This window comes from Knoellia sinensis KCTC 19936, assembly GCF_000768705.1.
Taxonomy (GTDB): Bacteria; Actinomycetota; Actinomycetes; order Actinomycetales; family Dermatophilaceae; genus Knoellia; species Knoellia sinensis.
This window is the reverse complement of record NZ_AVPJ01000007.1, coordinates 78,714-95,391: the sequence shown is the minus strand read 5'-3', so window position 1 is coordinate 95,391 and position 16,678 is coordinate 78,714. Positions and strand designations below refer to the sequence as shown.

Below are 16,678 nucleotides of genomic sequence, written 5' to 3'. Positions count from 1 at the left end.
ATCCACAGCCCCCATGCGATGAGTAGTCTCGGTCTCGGACACTGTGACGTGTCTCACCGAGGGCCATCGGTGACGTAGCGAACTAAGGAACTGCAGCGCACCATGACGGAGTCATCGGTCCAACCCCGATCGACCACGCTCGACACCATCGTCACGGCGTTCGCCGAGGTGGACGCACGGCCTGACGGGTCGGTCGTCGTGTCTCGGTACTTCCGCCACGTGCCCGACGAGGAGCTCACCGCTCGGCCGCCCGAGATGCTGGCCGGGACGCTGAAGTCCCACCTCGAGCTGGCGGCGACGCGCGTCCCGGGTTCGGCTGCCGTGCGCGTCTACAACCCCACGACGGAGACCGACGGCTGGTCCAGCTCGCGGACCGTCGTCCAGGTCGTCACCGACGACATGCCGTTCCTCGTGGACTCCGTCACGGCCTCGCTCGTGCAGCGCGAGATCGACATCCACCTCGTGATCCACCCGCAGATGCGGGTGCGTCGCGACGATGCCGGTGAGCTCCTCGAGGTGCTCGATCGGGGCAGCGCCGGGGCCGGCGACGCAGACGGCGTCATCACCGAGTCGTGGATGCTCCTCACGATCGACCGACTGGGCGACGAGGAGGCCCGCGCCACGATCACGGGTGCCATCGAGAACGTGTTGCGTGACGTCCGTGAGGCCGTCGAGGACTGGCCTGCGATGCGCACCAAGTGCCTCGTCATCGCCGCCGAGCTCGAGGGTGCGCCGCCGGCGAACGTGGACCGTGCCGAGGTCGAGCAGGCCGTCGCGTTCCTGCGTTGGATGGCCGACAACCACTTCACCTTCCTCGGCTACCGGGAGTACTCGCTGGAGGCCACCGCCGAGGGCGACGTCATCCGACCGCTTGGCGGGACCGGACTCGGAATGCTGCACGAGGACCCGCCGGCGGACAAGGCGATCAAGCCCCTCTCCGAGCAGTCGAGTCGCAAGGCCCGCGAGCGGGGGGTCCTCGTTCTCACGAAGGCGAACTCGCTCTCGACAGTGCACCGCCCGGCATACCTCGACTATGTCGGTGTCCGCACCTACGCACCCGACGGGACCACGCTGGGGGAGAAGCGCTTCCTCGGTCTCTATGCGTCCACCGCCTACACCGAGTCGGTGATGCGCCTGCCCGTCGTCTCCGAGAAGGTCAAGGCGGTCCTCGAGCGGTCCGGGCTCGCACCCGACTCGCACACCGGCAAGGATCTCGTCGAGGTCCTGGAGTCCTACCCCCGCGACGAGCTCATCCAGGCCAGCCCGGACCAGCTCTTCGAGACGGCCATGGCGGTCACCCAGCTGCAGGAACGACGACGCACCAAGCTCTTCCTGCGCGAGGACGACTTCGGTCGCTTCGTGTCCTGCCTCGTCTACATCCCGCGTGATCGCTACAACACTGGCGTGCGCACACGGATGGCTTCGATCCTCAAGGAGGCCTTCGGCGGCGAGAGCGTCGAGTTCACCGCGAGCGTGAGCGAGCGGGCCCTGTCGCGACTGCAGTTCGTCGTCCGGGTTCCTGTGGGGGAGCGCGTGCGCAGCCTCGACGAGGCCCAGCAGGCCGACCTCGAACGGCGCCTTGTGGAGGTGAGCCGCAACTGGTCCGACCGCCTGGGAGACGGGCTGCGTGACCGGCTCGGCGAGGTCGAGGGCGACCGCCTGCTCGACCGCTTCGGCCGAGGCTTCCCCACCGCCTACGAGGAGACCTTCTCCGTCGTCCAGGGTGTGGCCGACCTCAGCCACCTCGACCGACTCGGGGACGATCGGCGCACGAGCGTCGCGCTCTATCGGCCGACCGACTCGCCCGAGAACATCCGCCGCTTCAAGCTCTTCCGCGTCGACCCGCTCTCGCTCACCGACATCCTCCCCATCTTCACCGACATGGGTGTCGAGGTCGTCGACGAGCAGCCCTACGAGGTGACGCGCTCCGACGGTTCGGAGCTTCACGTCTACGACTTCGGGCTCCGCGTCAACGACCCTGAGATCTGGTCCGGGGTGACCCACGAGGAGTTGCGCGACCTGTTCGAGGGTGCCGTGCTCGCGGTGTGGGATGGCCGGGCGGAGTCCGACGGGTTCAACCAGCTCGTCCTCGCCGCGCGCCTCACCTGCCGTCAGGTCGTCATCCTGCGCACGGTCGCGAAGTACCTCCGGCAGACGCAGGCCACCTTCAGCCAGTCCTACTTCGAAGACGCCCTGGTCACCAACCCCTCGATCGCCGCGGACCTCGTGGCCTTCTTCGAAGCGCGGTTCGACCCGGACCGCTTCGCGGGTCAGGCCGATGAGGACCGGGAGGCTGAGTCCGAGGCCATCGCCACCCGCATCAGGGCTGCCCTCGACGACGTGAGCTCGCTCGACGAGGACCGCATCATCCGGTCCTTCCTCGCGGTGATGCAGGCGACCCTCCGCACGAACTTCTTCCAGCACTCCGGTGCAGCCGCCGCCGGGAGCTCGGATGCGGACTCGCCCGAGACGGAGCCCAAGCCCTACGTCTCGCTCAAGCTCAATCCCAAGGCGATTCCCGATCTGCCGGCTCCACGGCCGGCCTACGAGATCTGGGTCTACAGCCCTCAGGTGGAGGGCGTGCACCTGCGCTTCGGATCGGTGGCGCGCGGAGGCCTGCGCTGGAGTGACCGGCGCGAGGACTTCCGCACCGAGATCCTCGGCCTCGTCAAGGCGCAGATGGTCAAGAACGCCGTCATCGTGCCCACGGGGTCCAAGGGTGGCTTCTATGCCAAGAAGCTCCCCGACCCCGCGGTGTCCCGCGAGGCCTGGCTCGCCGAGGGCCAGTCGGCCTACCGCACCTTCATCTCCGGTCTGCTCGACCTCACCGACAACCGCGTCGGCACCGAGATCGTCCCGCCCGAACGCGTCGTGCGGCACGACGGGGACGACCCCTACCTCGTGGTCGCGGCCGACAAGGGCACGGCCACCTTCTCCGACATCGCGAATGGTGTGGCGCAGTCCTACGGCTTCTGGCTCGACGACGCCTTTGCGTCGGGTGGCTCCGCCGGCTACGACCACAAGGCGATGGGCATCACGGCGCGCGGCGCATGGGAGTCCGTCAAGCGGCACTTCCGCGAGATGGGGGTCGACACCCAGTCCGAGGACTTCACGGTCGTCGGTGTCGGTGACATGAGCGGTGACGTCTTCGGCAACGGCATGCTGCTGTCCGAACACATCCGCCTCGTCGCGGCATTCGACCACCGGCACGTGTTCGTCGACCCCGATCCCGTCGCGGCGACGTCGTTCCAAGAGCGCAAGCGGCTCTTCGAGTTGCCCCGTTCCTCCTGGGACGACTACGACCGTTCCCTCATCTCCGCCGGTGGCGGCGTGTTCGCGCGGTCCCTCAAGTCGATCTCGATCACCCCTGAGATGCGTTCTGCCCTGGGCCTCGACGACGACGTGTCGACGATGACGCCGACCGAGCTCATCCACGCGATCGTCCTGGCGCCGGTCGACCTCTTCTGGAACGGCGGGATCGGCACCTACGTCAAGGCTTCCACCGAGGACCACCTCGCCATCGGTGACCGCGCCAACGATCCGATCCGCGTCAACGGCAGCGAGTTGCGTGTCAAGGTCGTCGGCGAGGGCGGCAACCTCGGGCTGTCGCAGTTGGGGCGCATCGAGGCCGCGCTGGCTGGCGTGCGCGTCAACACCGACGCCATCGACAACAGTGCGGGCGTCGACACCTCCGACCACGAGGTCAACATCAAGATCCTCCTCGGTGATGTGGTGCGCCGCGGCGACCTCACGACCGAGGAGCGCAACACCCTCCTTGCGTCGATGACCGACGACGTCGCCGACCACGTGCTGCGCGACAACTACGAGCAGAACGTCCTGCTCGGCAACGCGCGGGCCCAAGAGGTCTCGATGGTGCCCGTGCACGTCCGGCTCATGGGGTGGCTCGAAGGGCGCGGTGAGCTCGACCGTGGTCTCGAGTTCCTCCCGAGCGACGCCGAGATCGAGAAGCGTGCGTCGGAGGGCCTGGGGCTGAAGTCACCCGAGTTCTCCGTCCTCGTCGCCTACGCCAAGTTGGCTCTCAAGCGCGACATCCTCGAGAGCAACCTGCCCGACGACCCGTACTTCAGCGCCACCCTGGCCGACTACTTCCCGGCAGCACTGCGTGAGACGTATGCCGCGGAGCTCGGAGAGCACCCCCTCCGCCGCGAGATCATCACCAACTCGGTCGTGAACTCGATGGTCAACCGCGGCGGCATCACCTTCGCCTTCCGGGCCCAGGAGGAGGCGGGAAGCACGCCGGAACAGGTGGCCCGCGCCTACATCGTGTGCCGTGAGGTCTTCGGCCTGCGGACCTATGTGGAGGCGATCGAGGCGCTCGACAACCAGCTCCCGACGCGCGTCCAGACCGAGCTCTATCTCGAGTTCCGCCGACTCCTCGACCGTGCCGTTCGATGGCTGCTCGTGGCGCGCCCGTCGGGCCTCGACATCACGACCGAGATCGACCGGTTCACCCCGGTCGTCGAGGCGCTGGCACCGCGGATCCCACAACTGCTGCAGGGCACCGAACGCGAACGCGTCACCACCCAAGTGGGCCGTTGGACGAACGCCGGCGTTCCCGAGGACCTGGCCCAGCGGGGTGCCTCACTGCTCGACAGCTACTCCTTGCTGGATGTCACCGAGATCGCGTCGGACCTGGGCCGCCAGCCCGACGAGGTGGCCGAGGTCTATTTCAAGATGTCCGAGCGCTTCGGGATCGACGCCATGCTCAACCGAGTCGCGGCGCTCCCGCGCGACGACCGTTGGGACGCCCTTGCGCGCGGAGCCCTCCGCGACGACCTCTACGCCGTGCTCGAAGCGGTGACGCGCAACGCCTTCGAGTTCAACCGCGATCTCGACGGCGACGGCGTGGTCACCGCGGACGAACGCATCGACGCGTGGGACGTGGCAAATGCCGACGGTGTGACGCGGGCCAGCGGCCAGCTCACCGGCATCCGGTCGCTCGAGAAGCCCAACATCGCTGCTCTGTCGGTGGCCCTGCGTGCACTCCGATCCGTGGTCCGTTCGGGGAGTTGAGAGGCCGAGGATCTAGGCTCGCCGAGTGAGCACCCTCGCCGAATCCCTGCGCGCCTCGACGACGCTCGAGGACCACGAGATCGAGTGGGTCCACCTCGTGGTCGGCGACTGGCAGCTCATCGCCGACCTCGCCTTTGCCGACCTCGTGCTCTGGGTGCCGTCGGGCCTCGATGGATGGAAGGCCGTCGCGCACGTTCGCCCGAACACCGGGCCGATGGTCTTCTATGAGGACGTCGTCGGACGGACGTCAGGGCGGTGGCGGGACCCGATCCTCAACGAGGCCTACCGGCGTCGGCGCATCGTGGCCGGTCGCGAGCCCGAGCGCCAGGGCGAGATGGCAGTGCGCGAGCAGGCCATTCCGGTGGTGCGAGAAGGCCGCGCGCTCGCGGTCATCACGCAGCACACCAATGTTGTCAGCGGCCGCACGCCCAGTCGGCTCGAGCTGACCTATCGGCACCTGGCCCAGGCGATGACCCGGATGATCGCCGCGGGGGAGTTCCCGAGCACGTCGGCCCCCACGGGTGCTCGGCGTGGGGCCCCTCGTGTCGGAGACGGTGTCGTCCACCTCGATCTCGATGGGGTGGTGCTCTATGCCAGCCCCAACGCCATCAGTGCGATCCACCGTCTGGGTCATCGTGGTGACGTCATCGGCGAGGTGCTCGCCACTGTCGTGGCGGACCTCCTGCAGGAATCAGGGTCGCCAGCCGACGAGTCGCTGGCGGTCGTCATCACCGGGCGTGCGCCCTGGTGGACCGAGGTGGGGACGCCCTCCGCAAGCGTGACCCTGCGCGCGATCCCGCTCACCGACCAGGGGGCGCGCGAAGGTGCCATGCTCCTGCTGCGCGACGTGTCCGAGCTCCGCCGTCGTGAGCAGGAGCTCATCACCAAGGATGCGACGATCCGGGAGATCCACCACCGGGTCAAGAACAATCTCCAGACCGTCGCTGCCCTGCTGCGCCTGCAGTCCCGGCGGATCCCCGACCAGACCGCACGCAACGCCCTGGACGAGGCCGTGCGGCGGGTCGGCACGATCGCACTGGTGCACGAGACCCTCAGTCAGGGGATCGACGAGACCGTCGACTTCGACGAAATCGCCGTCCGTGGACTGCGAGCGGTCGTCGATGTCGCGGTCACGGAGCACCGCGTCGATTCGCACGTGAGCGGGTCGTTCGGGCGGATGCGCGCCGAGGATGCGACCTCGCTCGCGATGATCGTGTCCGAGCTGGTCCAGAATGCCGTGGAGCACGGACTGGCGTCGCGCGGCGGGACGATCTCGGTCGAGGTCGAGAGGTCCGAGGTCGAACCCGGTGTGGACGGGCTCACGGTCACGATCACCGACGATGGGACGGGCCTCCCGGCCGGCTTTCGCCCTGTGCTCGCGGGGCTGGGGACGCGCATCGTCACCTCGCTCGTGCAGGACCTTCAGGGCAGGATCCGGTGGGAGCCGGCGAAGCCGCAGGGGACTCGGGTGGAGTTCACGGCTCGGTTGAGGCCCCTGTCGTCTCGCTGAGGAGGGGGCGGCGGTGCGCGGACACAAGAACGGCCTCGCCCGATGGCGAGGCCGTCGAGTGTGTGAGCTGTGGGTCAGCCAGCGCGGCGGGCGCGGGCATTGCGGCGCTTGAGTGCGCGTCGCTCGTCCTCGGAGAGACCGCCCCAGACGCCAGCGTCCTGACCGGACTCCAGCGCCCACTTGAGGCAGGTGTCAACGACTTCACAGCGGCGGCACACGGCCTTGGCTTCCTCGATCTGCATGATCGCCGGGCCAGTGTTCCCAATGGGGAAGAACAGCTCGGGATCCTCATCGAGGCAGGCAGCGCGGTCGCGCCAATCCATGGGTGGTGCTCCTTGTCCGTGGAGTTCAGTGGTGCTGGCCGCTTGCAGGGGGAGCAAGAACCAACGGCGGTTGCGTCCTTGCATACCAATTCGGACGTAGACACGCAGACGTCCGAACCTTCAGCCTAGACCCTGCGACCCAATTCCGCACCGGGTTCGGGGCACTTATTTCCGTCGAACCCGGGATATCGGGCTCGTGGGGCTCAACGCGCGGCCGAAGTGATGCGTTCCGTGACGGCACCGGCGGGGCTCCGGCGGCGCTCACGCTGCGGCCTGCAGGCGGCTGCGCGATCGAGCCACCTGGACCTCGGTCTGGTGACGGCCCGAGACGAGGAGCGCCCGGCCCGGCACCGAGGCGAGTCCCCGAGGGGCTCGAATCCCCAAGGCCTCGCCGTCCGAGGGAGTGCGCGGCGCGAGGAGGATTCCTGCCTGAGCCCGCGCCACCGCGTGCAGCAGGCCGCGGAACTGGGTGACGGCCGCCATGGGGGTGCCGACCGCGACGACGAGGCCCCCGTCGCGGTCCACGAGGGAGACGATCTCGGTGAGCACCGGTTCGACGGGGGTTCCGTCGATGGCGTCGGCGTCGTCGACCAGGACGGCGAGGTCGGGGTGCGCCCGTTTGGCTGCAATGAGGGACTCGGCATCCCAAGGGTCGACGATGACGAGCAATCCGGAGGGTCCGATCTCGCCGGGGTCGACCTCGGCGGAGGCCCCGATCCGCCCACCTCGACGCTCGATCACGGCGACCGGTCGACGCGACATCAGCAAGGACCGGGCCAGTGTCGCGAGGGTCGTGGAACGGCCGGACCGGGCGTGCCCGAGGACGAGCATCCTGCGCCCGTGCTGCTCCGGATCCCAGGCCGCCACGGACCCGGTCTCCGCGGACAGGCCGAACGGCACGGGACCCGGACCGGCCCAGAGGTCAGGGCCATCTGCGCGGGCGAGCAGGTCCGCGTGGTCGATCAGGTCGGGCAGTTGAGGGAGCCTGAACGGCTCGCCCAGGGACGTGCCACGGGGCGCGGCCTCGGCGCCGGGGTCCCGCAACGCGAACTGGACCTCGACCCGGTCCCGCAACCACAGGGCCCGCCCTGGCACCCGGCTGGACGGGAGGTCGCGACGGGAGAGGCCGGCATACGTGGCATCGGCCGGGTCCGCGAGGGGGAGCAGGAAGGTTTCGGTCGCGATCGCGGTCAGGCGACTGCTCAGCACGGATCGGTCGCCCGTGATCACCGCGCGCAACCCGGACTCACCGGAGCGGAGGAGATCGAGAACAGCGTCGCGGATCCCGTCGACGGCGACCTCGGAGTCGGAGGCGAGGCGGTCCCATCCGTCCACGAGGAGGAGCACCGGGGTTCCGGGGGCCGAGAACCCACGTGTCGACCGCGCCTGCAGTCGGTCGAGCAGTCGGCGCAGCCGTGAGGCGTCGTGGCCGCGCACCACCGCTCCGACGTGCGGCAACGACTCGAGGTCAGCGAGTTCGCCCGTCGTGTCGATGACGTAGACGTGGTCAGGGCAGGCGGGGTCGGACACGTGAGCCGCGAGGATCGTGCGCAGGGCGCTCGTCCGGCCGGAGCGCGGACCCCCGGCGATGAGCCAATGACCGTCGGCGCCATGGGTGAACGGGGCCTGACGCTGTCGGCTCGGATCGTCGAGCAGGCCGAGGGCGTCGGGCCCCACGTCTGCAGCGCTGAGCTCGTCGGCGAGGGGCGGAAGCCATGGGCGGTGGGGTGTCGGCACCCGCTCGTGTCCGGCGGCAGTCCGCGCGGCGGACGCCAGGGCTGCGAGCCCGGTGGGCTCGGCGTCGAGTCCGCCGTCGGTCGAACCGCCTCCTCGGGGCTCTTCGCCCGGGACGACAAGGGGACGACCGTCGGCACCGAGCACCGCGAGCCGTGCTGTGGCAGTGGCGGACCCGGCCCCGACGCGCGCTGCCTGGAACTCGACCAGTTCGCCATCGCCACCGCAGGCGATTCCGCGGCCCGGACGGTCCACGGGAAGGCGCGCGGCGTTCGGTGCCCCGATGACGTCGGTCGAGTCGGCCACGTCCCGCACGCGCATGGCGATGCGGAGGTTGACGTTGGCCTGGATGTCGGCGGTGATCGCCCCAGCGGGTCGCTGTGTGGCAAGCACGAGGTGGACGCCCAAGGACCGTCCGACGGCGGCGAGGGACACGACACCGTCGACGAAGTCCGGGAGCTCCTCGGCCAAGAGGCGGAACTCGTCGATGACGATGACGAGTCGTGGCAGACCTCCCGCGCGGCGTCGGTGGTCGTCGAAGTCTCGCGCGCCGGACGCCGCCAGCAGTGCTTCGCGTCGATGGATCTCGGCCGTGAGGCTCACCAGGGCGCGGCGGGCAAGACCTTCGTCGAGGTTGGTCACGAGCCCCACGGTGTGGGGAAGGTCAGCGCACTCACCGAAGGCCGACCCGCCCTTGTAGTCCACAAGGACGAAGGTCATGTCGGCCGGCGAGCTGTGCAGGGCGAGCGACGTGACGAGCGTGCGCAGGAGCTCCGACTTCCCCGAACCGGTCGTCCCGCCCACGAGCAGGTGCGGACCGTCCGCTGCCAGGTCGACCACCCAGTCGTCTCCGGCGAGGCGGCCGAGGCGTGCTCTCGGTGCACCGTTTCCGGCACGCCACTGCCGAGCCACGGCCGTCGGCGAGATGGTGACGCCATCGGTGAGTCCGGGAAGAAGGTCGAGGAGGTCGACGGAGTCGGGCACCGTGTCGCCCCGGCCGGAACCGTCCACGAGCGGCGCGAGCGCACGGCCGACCCGTTCTCCCCACCACGAGCCCACGACGTCGGGGCGGAAGGACGGCACGGGGGCAGCGCCGTCCACATCCAGCCGAGATGTGCCATCTGCGGCCCCCTGCCCGACCCCGACGACGGCGCGGCACGAGGCGGGGAGTGACGCTGCGGTGGGTGCGCCGACCACGGACCACACGCCGAGGGCGTGCCCCCGCTCCAGCAGATCGGCGAGCTCTCCGGCACCGAGATCGGCCCCCGCGTCGGGGAGCACGAACAGCACCGCGGGGTGTGTCGCCTGGCGACCTCGCTCGCCGTCTCCCTCGCGGGTTGCAACGAGATGCCGGAGGGCGTCCAGGCACGTCGCACGCTCACCGTATGCCGTGGTGTGCGGAAGCCACTTCGCCCACGAGAGCGCGTGCCCGGGGCCTTCGGCCTGGACGATGATGTGCACGTCCCTCGGCGAATGCAGGACTGCGACCTGTCCGAGGACGTGGCGCACGATCCCATCGACCTCATCCCGGGGACCAGCGATCCCCAACCCACCGACCGCTCGAAGGTCCACTTCGACCGGGAGGTCGGCGAGCAGCGTGTGCTGGACGGGGCCGCCCCCGGCGGGCGCCCACCCGACCCGGGAGGGGAGCTCGCCGACCCCCAGGCGTACCCGTCCCACGTCGGCGGCGTTGCTGCGACGCTCCCAGAGGCGGGTCCCCGGTCCCAGTGCCGTGGTGAGCACGGCCGCAGGGTCCGGGACGTCCGCCCAGCGCTGATCACGCTCGAGTCGCCGCAGGGTCGCGAACTCGGACTCGCGCTGGGCCAGCTCGTCGTCGTGGGCGGCCAGTTCCCGGGCGTAGTCGCGGCGCCGACCCCAACGGTCGCCGAGCACGTTGCCCACGAGCATGAGTGGCGACAGGAGTGCGAAGGCGAGCATCTGGGGCCCGAAGAAGGCGGCGAGCACGCCGGCGAAGGGCAGGGGGAGTGCGGCCGCGACCCAAGGGATACGGCCCGCGTGCGGCGGGGTCGGAGGCGTGGGCGCCGACACGGCCACCGTGAGCTCGGGCGGGCGGGGGCGCGGTGAGCGGTTCACGGCGACGTGACCGTCGCCCTGGGACGCCGTCGGTGACGTCGTGCCGAGCGATCGCATCACTCGCAGCATGGAACCGCCGATGGAGATGGCCTCGGACCCGTCGAGGTGGGCGCTGGCGCCGTCGCGCAGCACCATCTCGCCGCACCGCGTCCCATTGGTGGATCCAAGATCGACCACGTGAATACCGTTGTCCGCAGGCGTGATTCGGGCATGACCGCGACTCAGGCGCACGTCCGCCAGACTGAGACCCAGCCCCGCGGACCGCCCCACGACGATGCCGTCCCGCGGGATGGGCACGCGGCGACCGGCATCCGGGCCAGCCACCACGACGAGGTCCATCGGCGCCGATGACGTCCGCGACGGAGACGTGGGCGGAGTGGGCGATGTGGACGGGGTCGACGCGTCGTCGAGGACCAGCGTCGCGCCGTGCACCAAGGGTGGCATCCCGAGCAGGGCGTCGGGGGCCACGCCGACTCCCCGGCACGCGATACGAGCAGGGACCGTGCCCGTGATGTCGGCGAGCAGGGGGAGCACGTCGGCCACGGTGGAGCCAGCCGGGGCGGTGATGCGGACGTCGATGCTCTCGTCCCGGCGGCGAGCGGCCCGAACCGTGACGTCGAACGACAGGGTGGGACTCGCTGCGGGAGCGGACGGCGGACTCGGCATGTCCAGAACGGTAGGGAAGATCGGCGAACCGGCCGCGGACTTTTCCACAGGGTCGACGCGGCGGTCAGGCAACCGCACCGCCCGGCAACCGGACCGCCCGGCAACGGCACCTTCCGGCGACCTGACCGCCCCGGAGGTGAGTGCTCTCAGGTCGGGTCGGTCACGGCATACGCGCGCATGCTCAACGGCGCGAAGGTGACGTCGGTGCCGGCGCGGGTCACCTCGCCGTCTGCGGGCCGCTCCCACGTGCTGTCCCACAGGAGCCGATAGGCGGACAGTCCGGGAGCCTCCGGCAACGACACGGCCTGCTCGTCGAGTCCACCGTGAAGCACGACGAGCACCGACTCGTGGCCCAACCAGGCTCCGTTGACGAGCATCTGCAACGTCCGTTGACCGGGAGCCGACCAGTCCTGCATGGGCGAGCCGTCGGCGGCATACCAGGCGAGGTCGATCGACCCGTCCTCGTGGACCTCCTTGCCCTCGGCCCACGTGCGCTGACGCAGCGCCGGGTGCTCGCGCCGGATCGCCGTGAGGTGCCGGGTGGTCGCGAGCAGGTCCTCCTGCCACGGCGCGAGATCCCAGTCGAACCACGTCGTGGTGTTGTCCTGGTTGTAGGGGTTGTTGTTGCCGCCCTGGCTCCGCCCGAGCTCGTCGCCGGCATTGACCATCGGGATCCCGGACGACAGCAACAGCGTGCCGAGCAGGTTGCGCATCGAACGGCGCCGGAGCTCGTTCACCTGTGCGTCCTCGGTCGGGCCTTCGACCCCGTGGTTCCAGGACCGGTTGCCGTTGGAGCCGTCGTTGTTGTCCTCGCCGTTGTCCTCGTTGTGTTTTTCGTTGTATGCCGTGAGGTCGGCAAGCGTGAACCCGTCGTGCGCGGCGACGAAGTTCACCGACGCGGTGGGGCCGCGATCGCGGGTCCCGAACAGGTCTCGCGACCCGGCGAGGCGGGTGGCGAGGTCCTGGACGCCGTGCGGCGCCTGGCCGGGGACGCCGGGACGGTGGTCAGCGAGCCAGAAGTCCCGGACCGAGTCGCGAAAGCGGTCGTTCCACTCCGAGAATGGTGGGGGGAACTGGCCGGTACGCCAGCCGTGCATGCCGACGTCCCAGGGCTCCACGATGAGCTTGGTCCGGGACAGGACGGGGTCGGTGCGCAGGCCGACGAGGAACGGGTGGTCGGGGTCGAACTCGTCGGTCCGCCCGCGCCCCAGGGCCACGGCGAGGTCGAAGCGGAAGCCGTCGACGTGGCACTCCTGCACCCAGTAGCGCAGGGAGTCCAGCGCGAGGCGGCACATGACTGGGTGCCGCAGGTCGAGGGTGTTGCCGGTGCCCGTGACGTCGATGTCGCGTCCGCGCTCGTCGAGGCGGTAGTAGGCCCGGTTGTCGAGCCCGCGGAACGACAGCGTGGCGCCGGTGCCGCTCGCCTCGGCCGTGTGGTTGTAGACGACGTCGAGCAGCACCTCGAGGCCGGCTGCGTGGAGGAGCTTGACCATGCCCTTGAACTCGTCGAGCACTCCCTGCGGGTCCTTCGCCGCGGCGTAGGGCGCGTGTGGCGCAAAGAACCCGAGGGTGTTGTAGCCCCAGTGGTTGGCCAGGCCCTTCTGGACGAGGAACGGCTCGGACGCGAACGAGTGGATCGGCAACAGCTCCACGGCCGTGATGCCCAGTGAGGTGAGGTAGGCGATGGTCGCGGGGTGGGCCATGCCGGCATAGGTGCCGCGGAGCTCCTCGGGGACGCCGGCGAGCTCCATCGTGAGGTTGCGGACGTGCGTCTCGTAGATCACGGTCTCGGAGCGCGTCACCTCTGGGGGCGCATCGCCTCCCCAGTCGAAGGACTGGTCGACGACGACGGAGCGGGGCATGTCGGGGGCAGAGTCGGAGTCGGAGCGGGCGAAGCCGTCACCCTCCCACGACGCGTCGTCGACCACGTGGCCGAACACGCTCGGGCCAAAGCGGACCTCTCCCTCGATGGCCCGCGCGTAGGGATCCATGAGTAGCTGGGCGGGGTTGTGGCGCAGCCCTTGCTCCGGATCCCACTCGCCGCCCACGCGGAAGCCGTAGCGCTGGCCCAGACCCACGTCCGGCACGAACCCGAACCACCAGCCGAAGGCATGGTCGACCAGAGGGATGCGCCGCTCCGTGGTGCCGGCGACGTCTCCCGGCTCGAACAGGCAGAACTCCACGGATTCGGCGTGGCCGGCATAGACACTCACCTCGACGCCGCCCTCGACGACCGTGACGCCGGGAGCTGGCGGTAGGTCGCGGGGGATGCGCAGAGCGGGAGCGGCGGCGGCGGACGTCAGAGGCGTCATGGGTCGCAGCCTAGAGAGGCCATGTGACGGTCGCATCGTTTGTGCTGCCTCCCGCGCGCGTCGGATCGCACCCGTGACAAGGTGGACCCATGAGTGATCCGACCTCCCTCCCGAACTTCCCGCCGCCCGCCGACGAGCACCCCCTGCGGGGTCGCGTCCTCGACGTGCTCGTCGACATGGGCGCGCAGCCCAACATCGACACGGACGGCGACGTGGCCTATCAGGCCAACGAGCAGACGGTCTTCGTCCGGGTCACCGAGGGTGACCTTCCGGTCATGCGGATCTTCGGCCAGTGGACCCTCCCCGACGAGGTCGCCGCCGACGCCACCAAGGTCTCCCAGACGTGCAACGAGGTCAACCTCTCCCTCAACTGCGTCAAGACCGGCGTCGCCAACAACACCCTCGTCGTCACGAGCGAGCACCTCGTCGTCCAGGGAGCCGACCTGTCGACGCTCGTCCAGGTGAGCACGTCGATCATCCTCTCGGCGGTGCAGCTGTGGCACGAGCGTGCGCTCGGCCTCGAGCCGGGTCAGGGTGCCCAGGGTGAGCAGGGTCAGGAAGGCCCCGACGTCAACGGGTCCACGCCCGGCCAGGGTCAGTCGTGACGGAGGTCGTGCGCCTCGAGGTCGAGGACGGCATCGGCATCATCCGGCTGGACCGCCCGCCGATGAACGCGCTCAACGACGAGGTCCAGCGCGGAATCATCGCCGCTGCGGCCGAGGCGACCGAGCGCAAGGACGTCTTCGCCGTCATCCTCTACGGCGGTGAGAAGGTCTTCGCCGCGGGTGTCGACATCAAGCAGATGGCCGACTGGTCCTACACCGACATGGTCGACCACTCCGCGCTCTTCCAGGACTTCACCAAGGCACTCGCGGCGATCCCCAAGCCGACCGTCGCCGCGATCACCGGCTACGCCCTCGGTGGCGGGTGCGAGGTCGCCCTCGCGTGTGACTTCCGCATCGCGGCCAAGGGCACCAAGCTCGGTCAGCCGGAGGTGTTGCTTGGCGTCATTCCGGGTGCAGGTGGATCGCAGCGCCTTGCGCGCCTCATCGGTCCGGCCAAGGCCAAGGACCTCATCTTCACGGGACGCTTCGTCGACGCCGACGAGGCCCTCGCGATCGGCCTCGTCGACGAGGTCGTCGACCCCGGTGAGCGGGGCTCCGAAGCTGTGCTGGTCGCCGCCAAGGCAAAGATGAAGCAGTATGCCGGCGGGCCGGCCTACGCTCTTCGCGCCGCCAAGGAGGCCATCGACTCGGGTCTCGAGACCGACCTGCAGACCGGCCTCGAGATCGAGCGGATGCTCTTCGCGTCGGTGTTCGCCACGAAGGACCGCACGACCGGCATGAAGTCCTTCATCGAGAACGGGCCGGGCAAGGCAACCTTCGAGGGCGCCTGAAGTCTGCGTCAGGCGTCGATGAGCACGTCGTCGACGAACGTCCGGAACTCGTCGACGCCCACGTAGCGGTGTGACCTGATGCCGAGGATCTCGGCGGTCGCGATGTTGACCGGCGAAGCATCCACGTAGGCGATCTCGCTGAACATCAGGCCGTTGCGCAGTGCTGCCCGGCTGAACACGTCCGGGTCCGGCTTGGCCAGCCCCAGCTGGGCGCTGCTCATCGCATCGTCGATCTCGTCGGTGAGTCCTAGGCGCTCGAGGTCGTCCTGGAGGCGGTTCGTGGCGTTGGTGAGCAGCACCACCCGCACCGTGGTGCGTGCCAGGCGGACGACGTCGAGCACGTCGGGATCGACCCGACCGACTGGCCCCATCCACGCCTGCACCGCGGCGCGCGCCGTGTCGACGTCGTCGAGGGAGAGATTGCGCGCCACGGACTCGCGCCACGTCTGGTCGTCGATCGTCCCCGTCAGCGCCGGGTCGAACCGGTGGGGGGCGAAGGCCGCGAGCGCGAGGGCCCCCGCCGGGAGGCCGTAGCTCGCCTCGACGGCCTCGGTCAGGGTGGGGTCCCAGAATCGGAGGACACCGTCGAGTTCGAGCAAGAGCACCTTGAACACAACGCACCTCCCAGCGCCACTTCTTGACGTCCCTTTGATGGTCTCTCACCTGCCGCCGCGTGTGGGCCGGAGCACAGCGGTAATCCTTTCTGTGCCCACCATCACGCCCGAAGGATTATCGCGACGGGGAGCACCCGGCATACGCTCGTGGAAGGGCGTCAAGCCCACCGAAACCAACCCCGAGAAGAGGACGAGGCACGCATGAACATCGTCGTCTGCGTCAAGTACGTGCCCGACGCACAGTCCGACCGCACCTTCAACGAGGCCGACAACACGACGGACCGTGAGGGCGTCGAGGGTCTCCTGTCGGAGATCGACGAGTACGCCGTCGAGGAGGCGCTCAAGCTTGCCGAGTCCGGCGAGGGCGAGGTCACCGTCGTCACCGTCGGCCCCGACCAGGCTGTCGACGCGGTCAAGAAGGCTCTCCAGATGGGTGCCGACAAGGCCGTCCACGTGAGCGACGAGGCCATCCACGGCTCCGACGCCGCCGCGACCTCACTCATCCTCGCCGAGGCCATCAAGAAGGCCGCGGGTGGCAGCAACCCCGATCTCGTCCTCATGGGCATGTCGTCCACGGACGGCGTCATGGGTGTCGTTCCCGCGATGGTCGCCGAGCGCCTCGGCCTGCCGCAGGTCACCTACGCCTCCGAGCTGACGCTCGAGGGCGAGTCGGTGACGATCCGCCGCGACGGCGACGCCGCTTCCGAGACGATCGTCTCCAGCCTGCCCGCGCTCGTCTCGGTCACCGACCAGATCAATGAGCCGCGCTACCCCTCCTTCAAGGGGATCATGGCCGCGAAGAAGAAGCCCGTTGACACGTGGACCCTCGCGGACCTGGGCGTCGACGCCGGCCAGGTCGGCCTTGACGCCGCGTGGACCAAGGTGACGTCGTTCGCCAAGCGTCCCCCGCGTGAGCAGGGCCAGATCGTCACCGACGAGGGCGACGGTGGCACCAAGCTCGCCGAGTTCCTGTCCGCCCAGAAGTTCCTCTGAGG

9 protein-coding genes are annotated in these 16,678 nt (G+C 69.5%); 5 read left to right on the top strand and 4 right to left on the bottom strand.

Annotated elements, in window-relative coordinates; genetic code table 11:
- Positions 1-102: 102 nt before the first annotated feature.
- Positions 103-5,034, top strand: a complete 4,932-nt coding sequence (locus tag N802_RS10855; protein WP_035916032.1) for an NAD-glutamate dehydrogenase — start codon at positions 103-105, stop codon at positions 5,032-5,034.
- A gap of 25 nt (positions 5,035-5,059) precedes the next feature.
- Complete coding sequence (locus N802_RS10850) at positions 5,060-6,544, top strand: sensor histidine kinase (RefSeq protein WP_035916030.1); 1,485 nt, start codon at positions 5,060-5,062, stop codon at positions 6,542-6,544.
- A 74-nt stretch (positions 6,545-6,618) separates the two neighbouring features.
- On the opposite strand, the gene N802_RS10845 is transcribed toward N802_RS10850, so the two are convergent.
- From N802_RS10845 to glgX, 3 genes are all read right to left on the bottom strand, one after another.
- Positions 6,619-6,867 (bottom strand): WhiB family transcriptional regulator, encoded by a 249-nt coding sequence (locus N802_RS10845; RefSeq protein ID WP_035905910.1) that lies wholly within the window; start codon positions 6,865-6,867, stop codon positions 6,619-6,621.
- Positions 6,868-7,128: 261 nt separating this feature from the next.
- Positions 7,129-11,361, bottom strand: coding sequence for a type VII secretion EssC family protein (locus tag N802_RS10840; RefSeq protein ID WP_156971365.1), 4,233 nt, complete (start codon positions 11,359-11,361; stop codon positions 7,129-7,131).
- Between the two features lie 146 nt (positions 11,362-11,507).
- Positions 11,508-13,673 carry a glycogen debranching protein GlgX gene (gene glgX, locus N802_RS10835; RefSeq protein ID WP_052109819.1) on the bottom strand — a complete coding sequence of 722 codons (2,166 nt, stop codon included), beginning with the start codon at positions 13,671-13,673 and terminating at the stop codon, positions 11,508-11,510.
- 89 nt (positions 13,674-13,762) lie between these two features.
- On the opposite strand from glgX, the gene N802_RS10830 reads away from it, so the two are divergent.
- Together N802_RS10830 and N802_RS10825 are read left to right on the top strand one after the other, a co-directional pair.
- Positions 13,763-14,278 carry a T3SS (YopN, CesT) and YbjN peptide-binding chaperone 1 gene (locus tag N802_RS10830; RefSeq protein WP_035916026.1) on the top strand — a complete coding sequence of 172 codons (516 nt, stop codon included), beginning with the start codon at positions 13,763-13,765 and terminating at the stop codon, positions 14,276-14,278.
- Positions 14,275-15,069 (top strand): enoyl-CoA hydratase/isomerase family protein, encoded by a 795-nt coding sequence (locus N802_RS10825; RefSeq protein WP_035916025.1) that lies wholly within the window; start codon positions 14,275-14,277, stop codon positions 15,067-15,069. Before N802_RS10830 ends, N802_RS10825 begins: the two co-directional genes overlap by 4 nt.
- A gap of 8 nt (positions 15,070-15,077) precedes the next feature.
- Here the strand turns inward: N802_RS10825 and N802_RS10820 are convergent, their stop codons facing one another.
- On the bottom strand, positions 15,078-15,683 hold the full coding sequence (locus N802_RS10820) for an HAD family hydrolase (protein ID WP_052109818.1): 606 nt from the start codon (positions 15,681-15,683) through the stop codon (positions 15,078-15,080).
- Between the two features lie 201 nt (positions 15,684-15,884).
- On the opposite strand from N802_RS10820, the gene N802_RS10815 reads away from it, so the two are divergent.
- A complete protein-coding gene (locus N802_RS10815) occupies positions 15,885-16,676 on the top strand; it encodes an electron transfer flavoprotein subunit beta/FixA family protein (RefSeq protein ID WP_035916022.1) in 792 nt (263 codons plus the stop codon).
- Positions 16,677-16,678 lie beyond the last annotated feature (2 nt).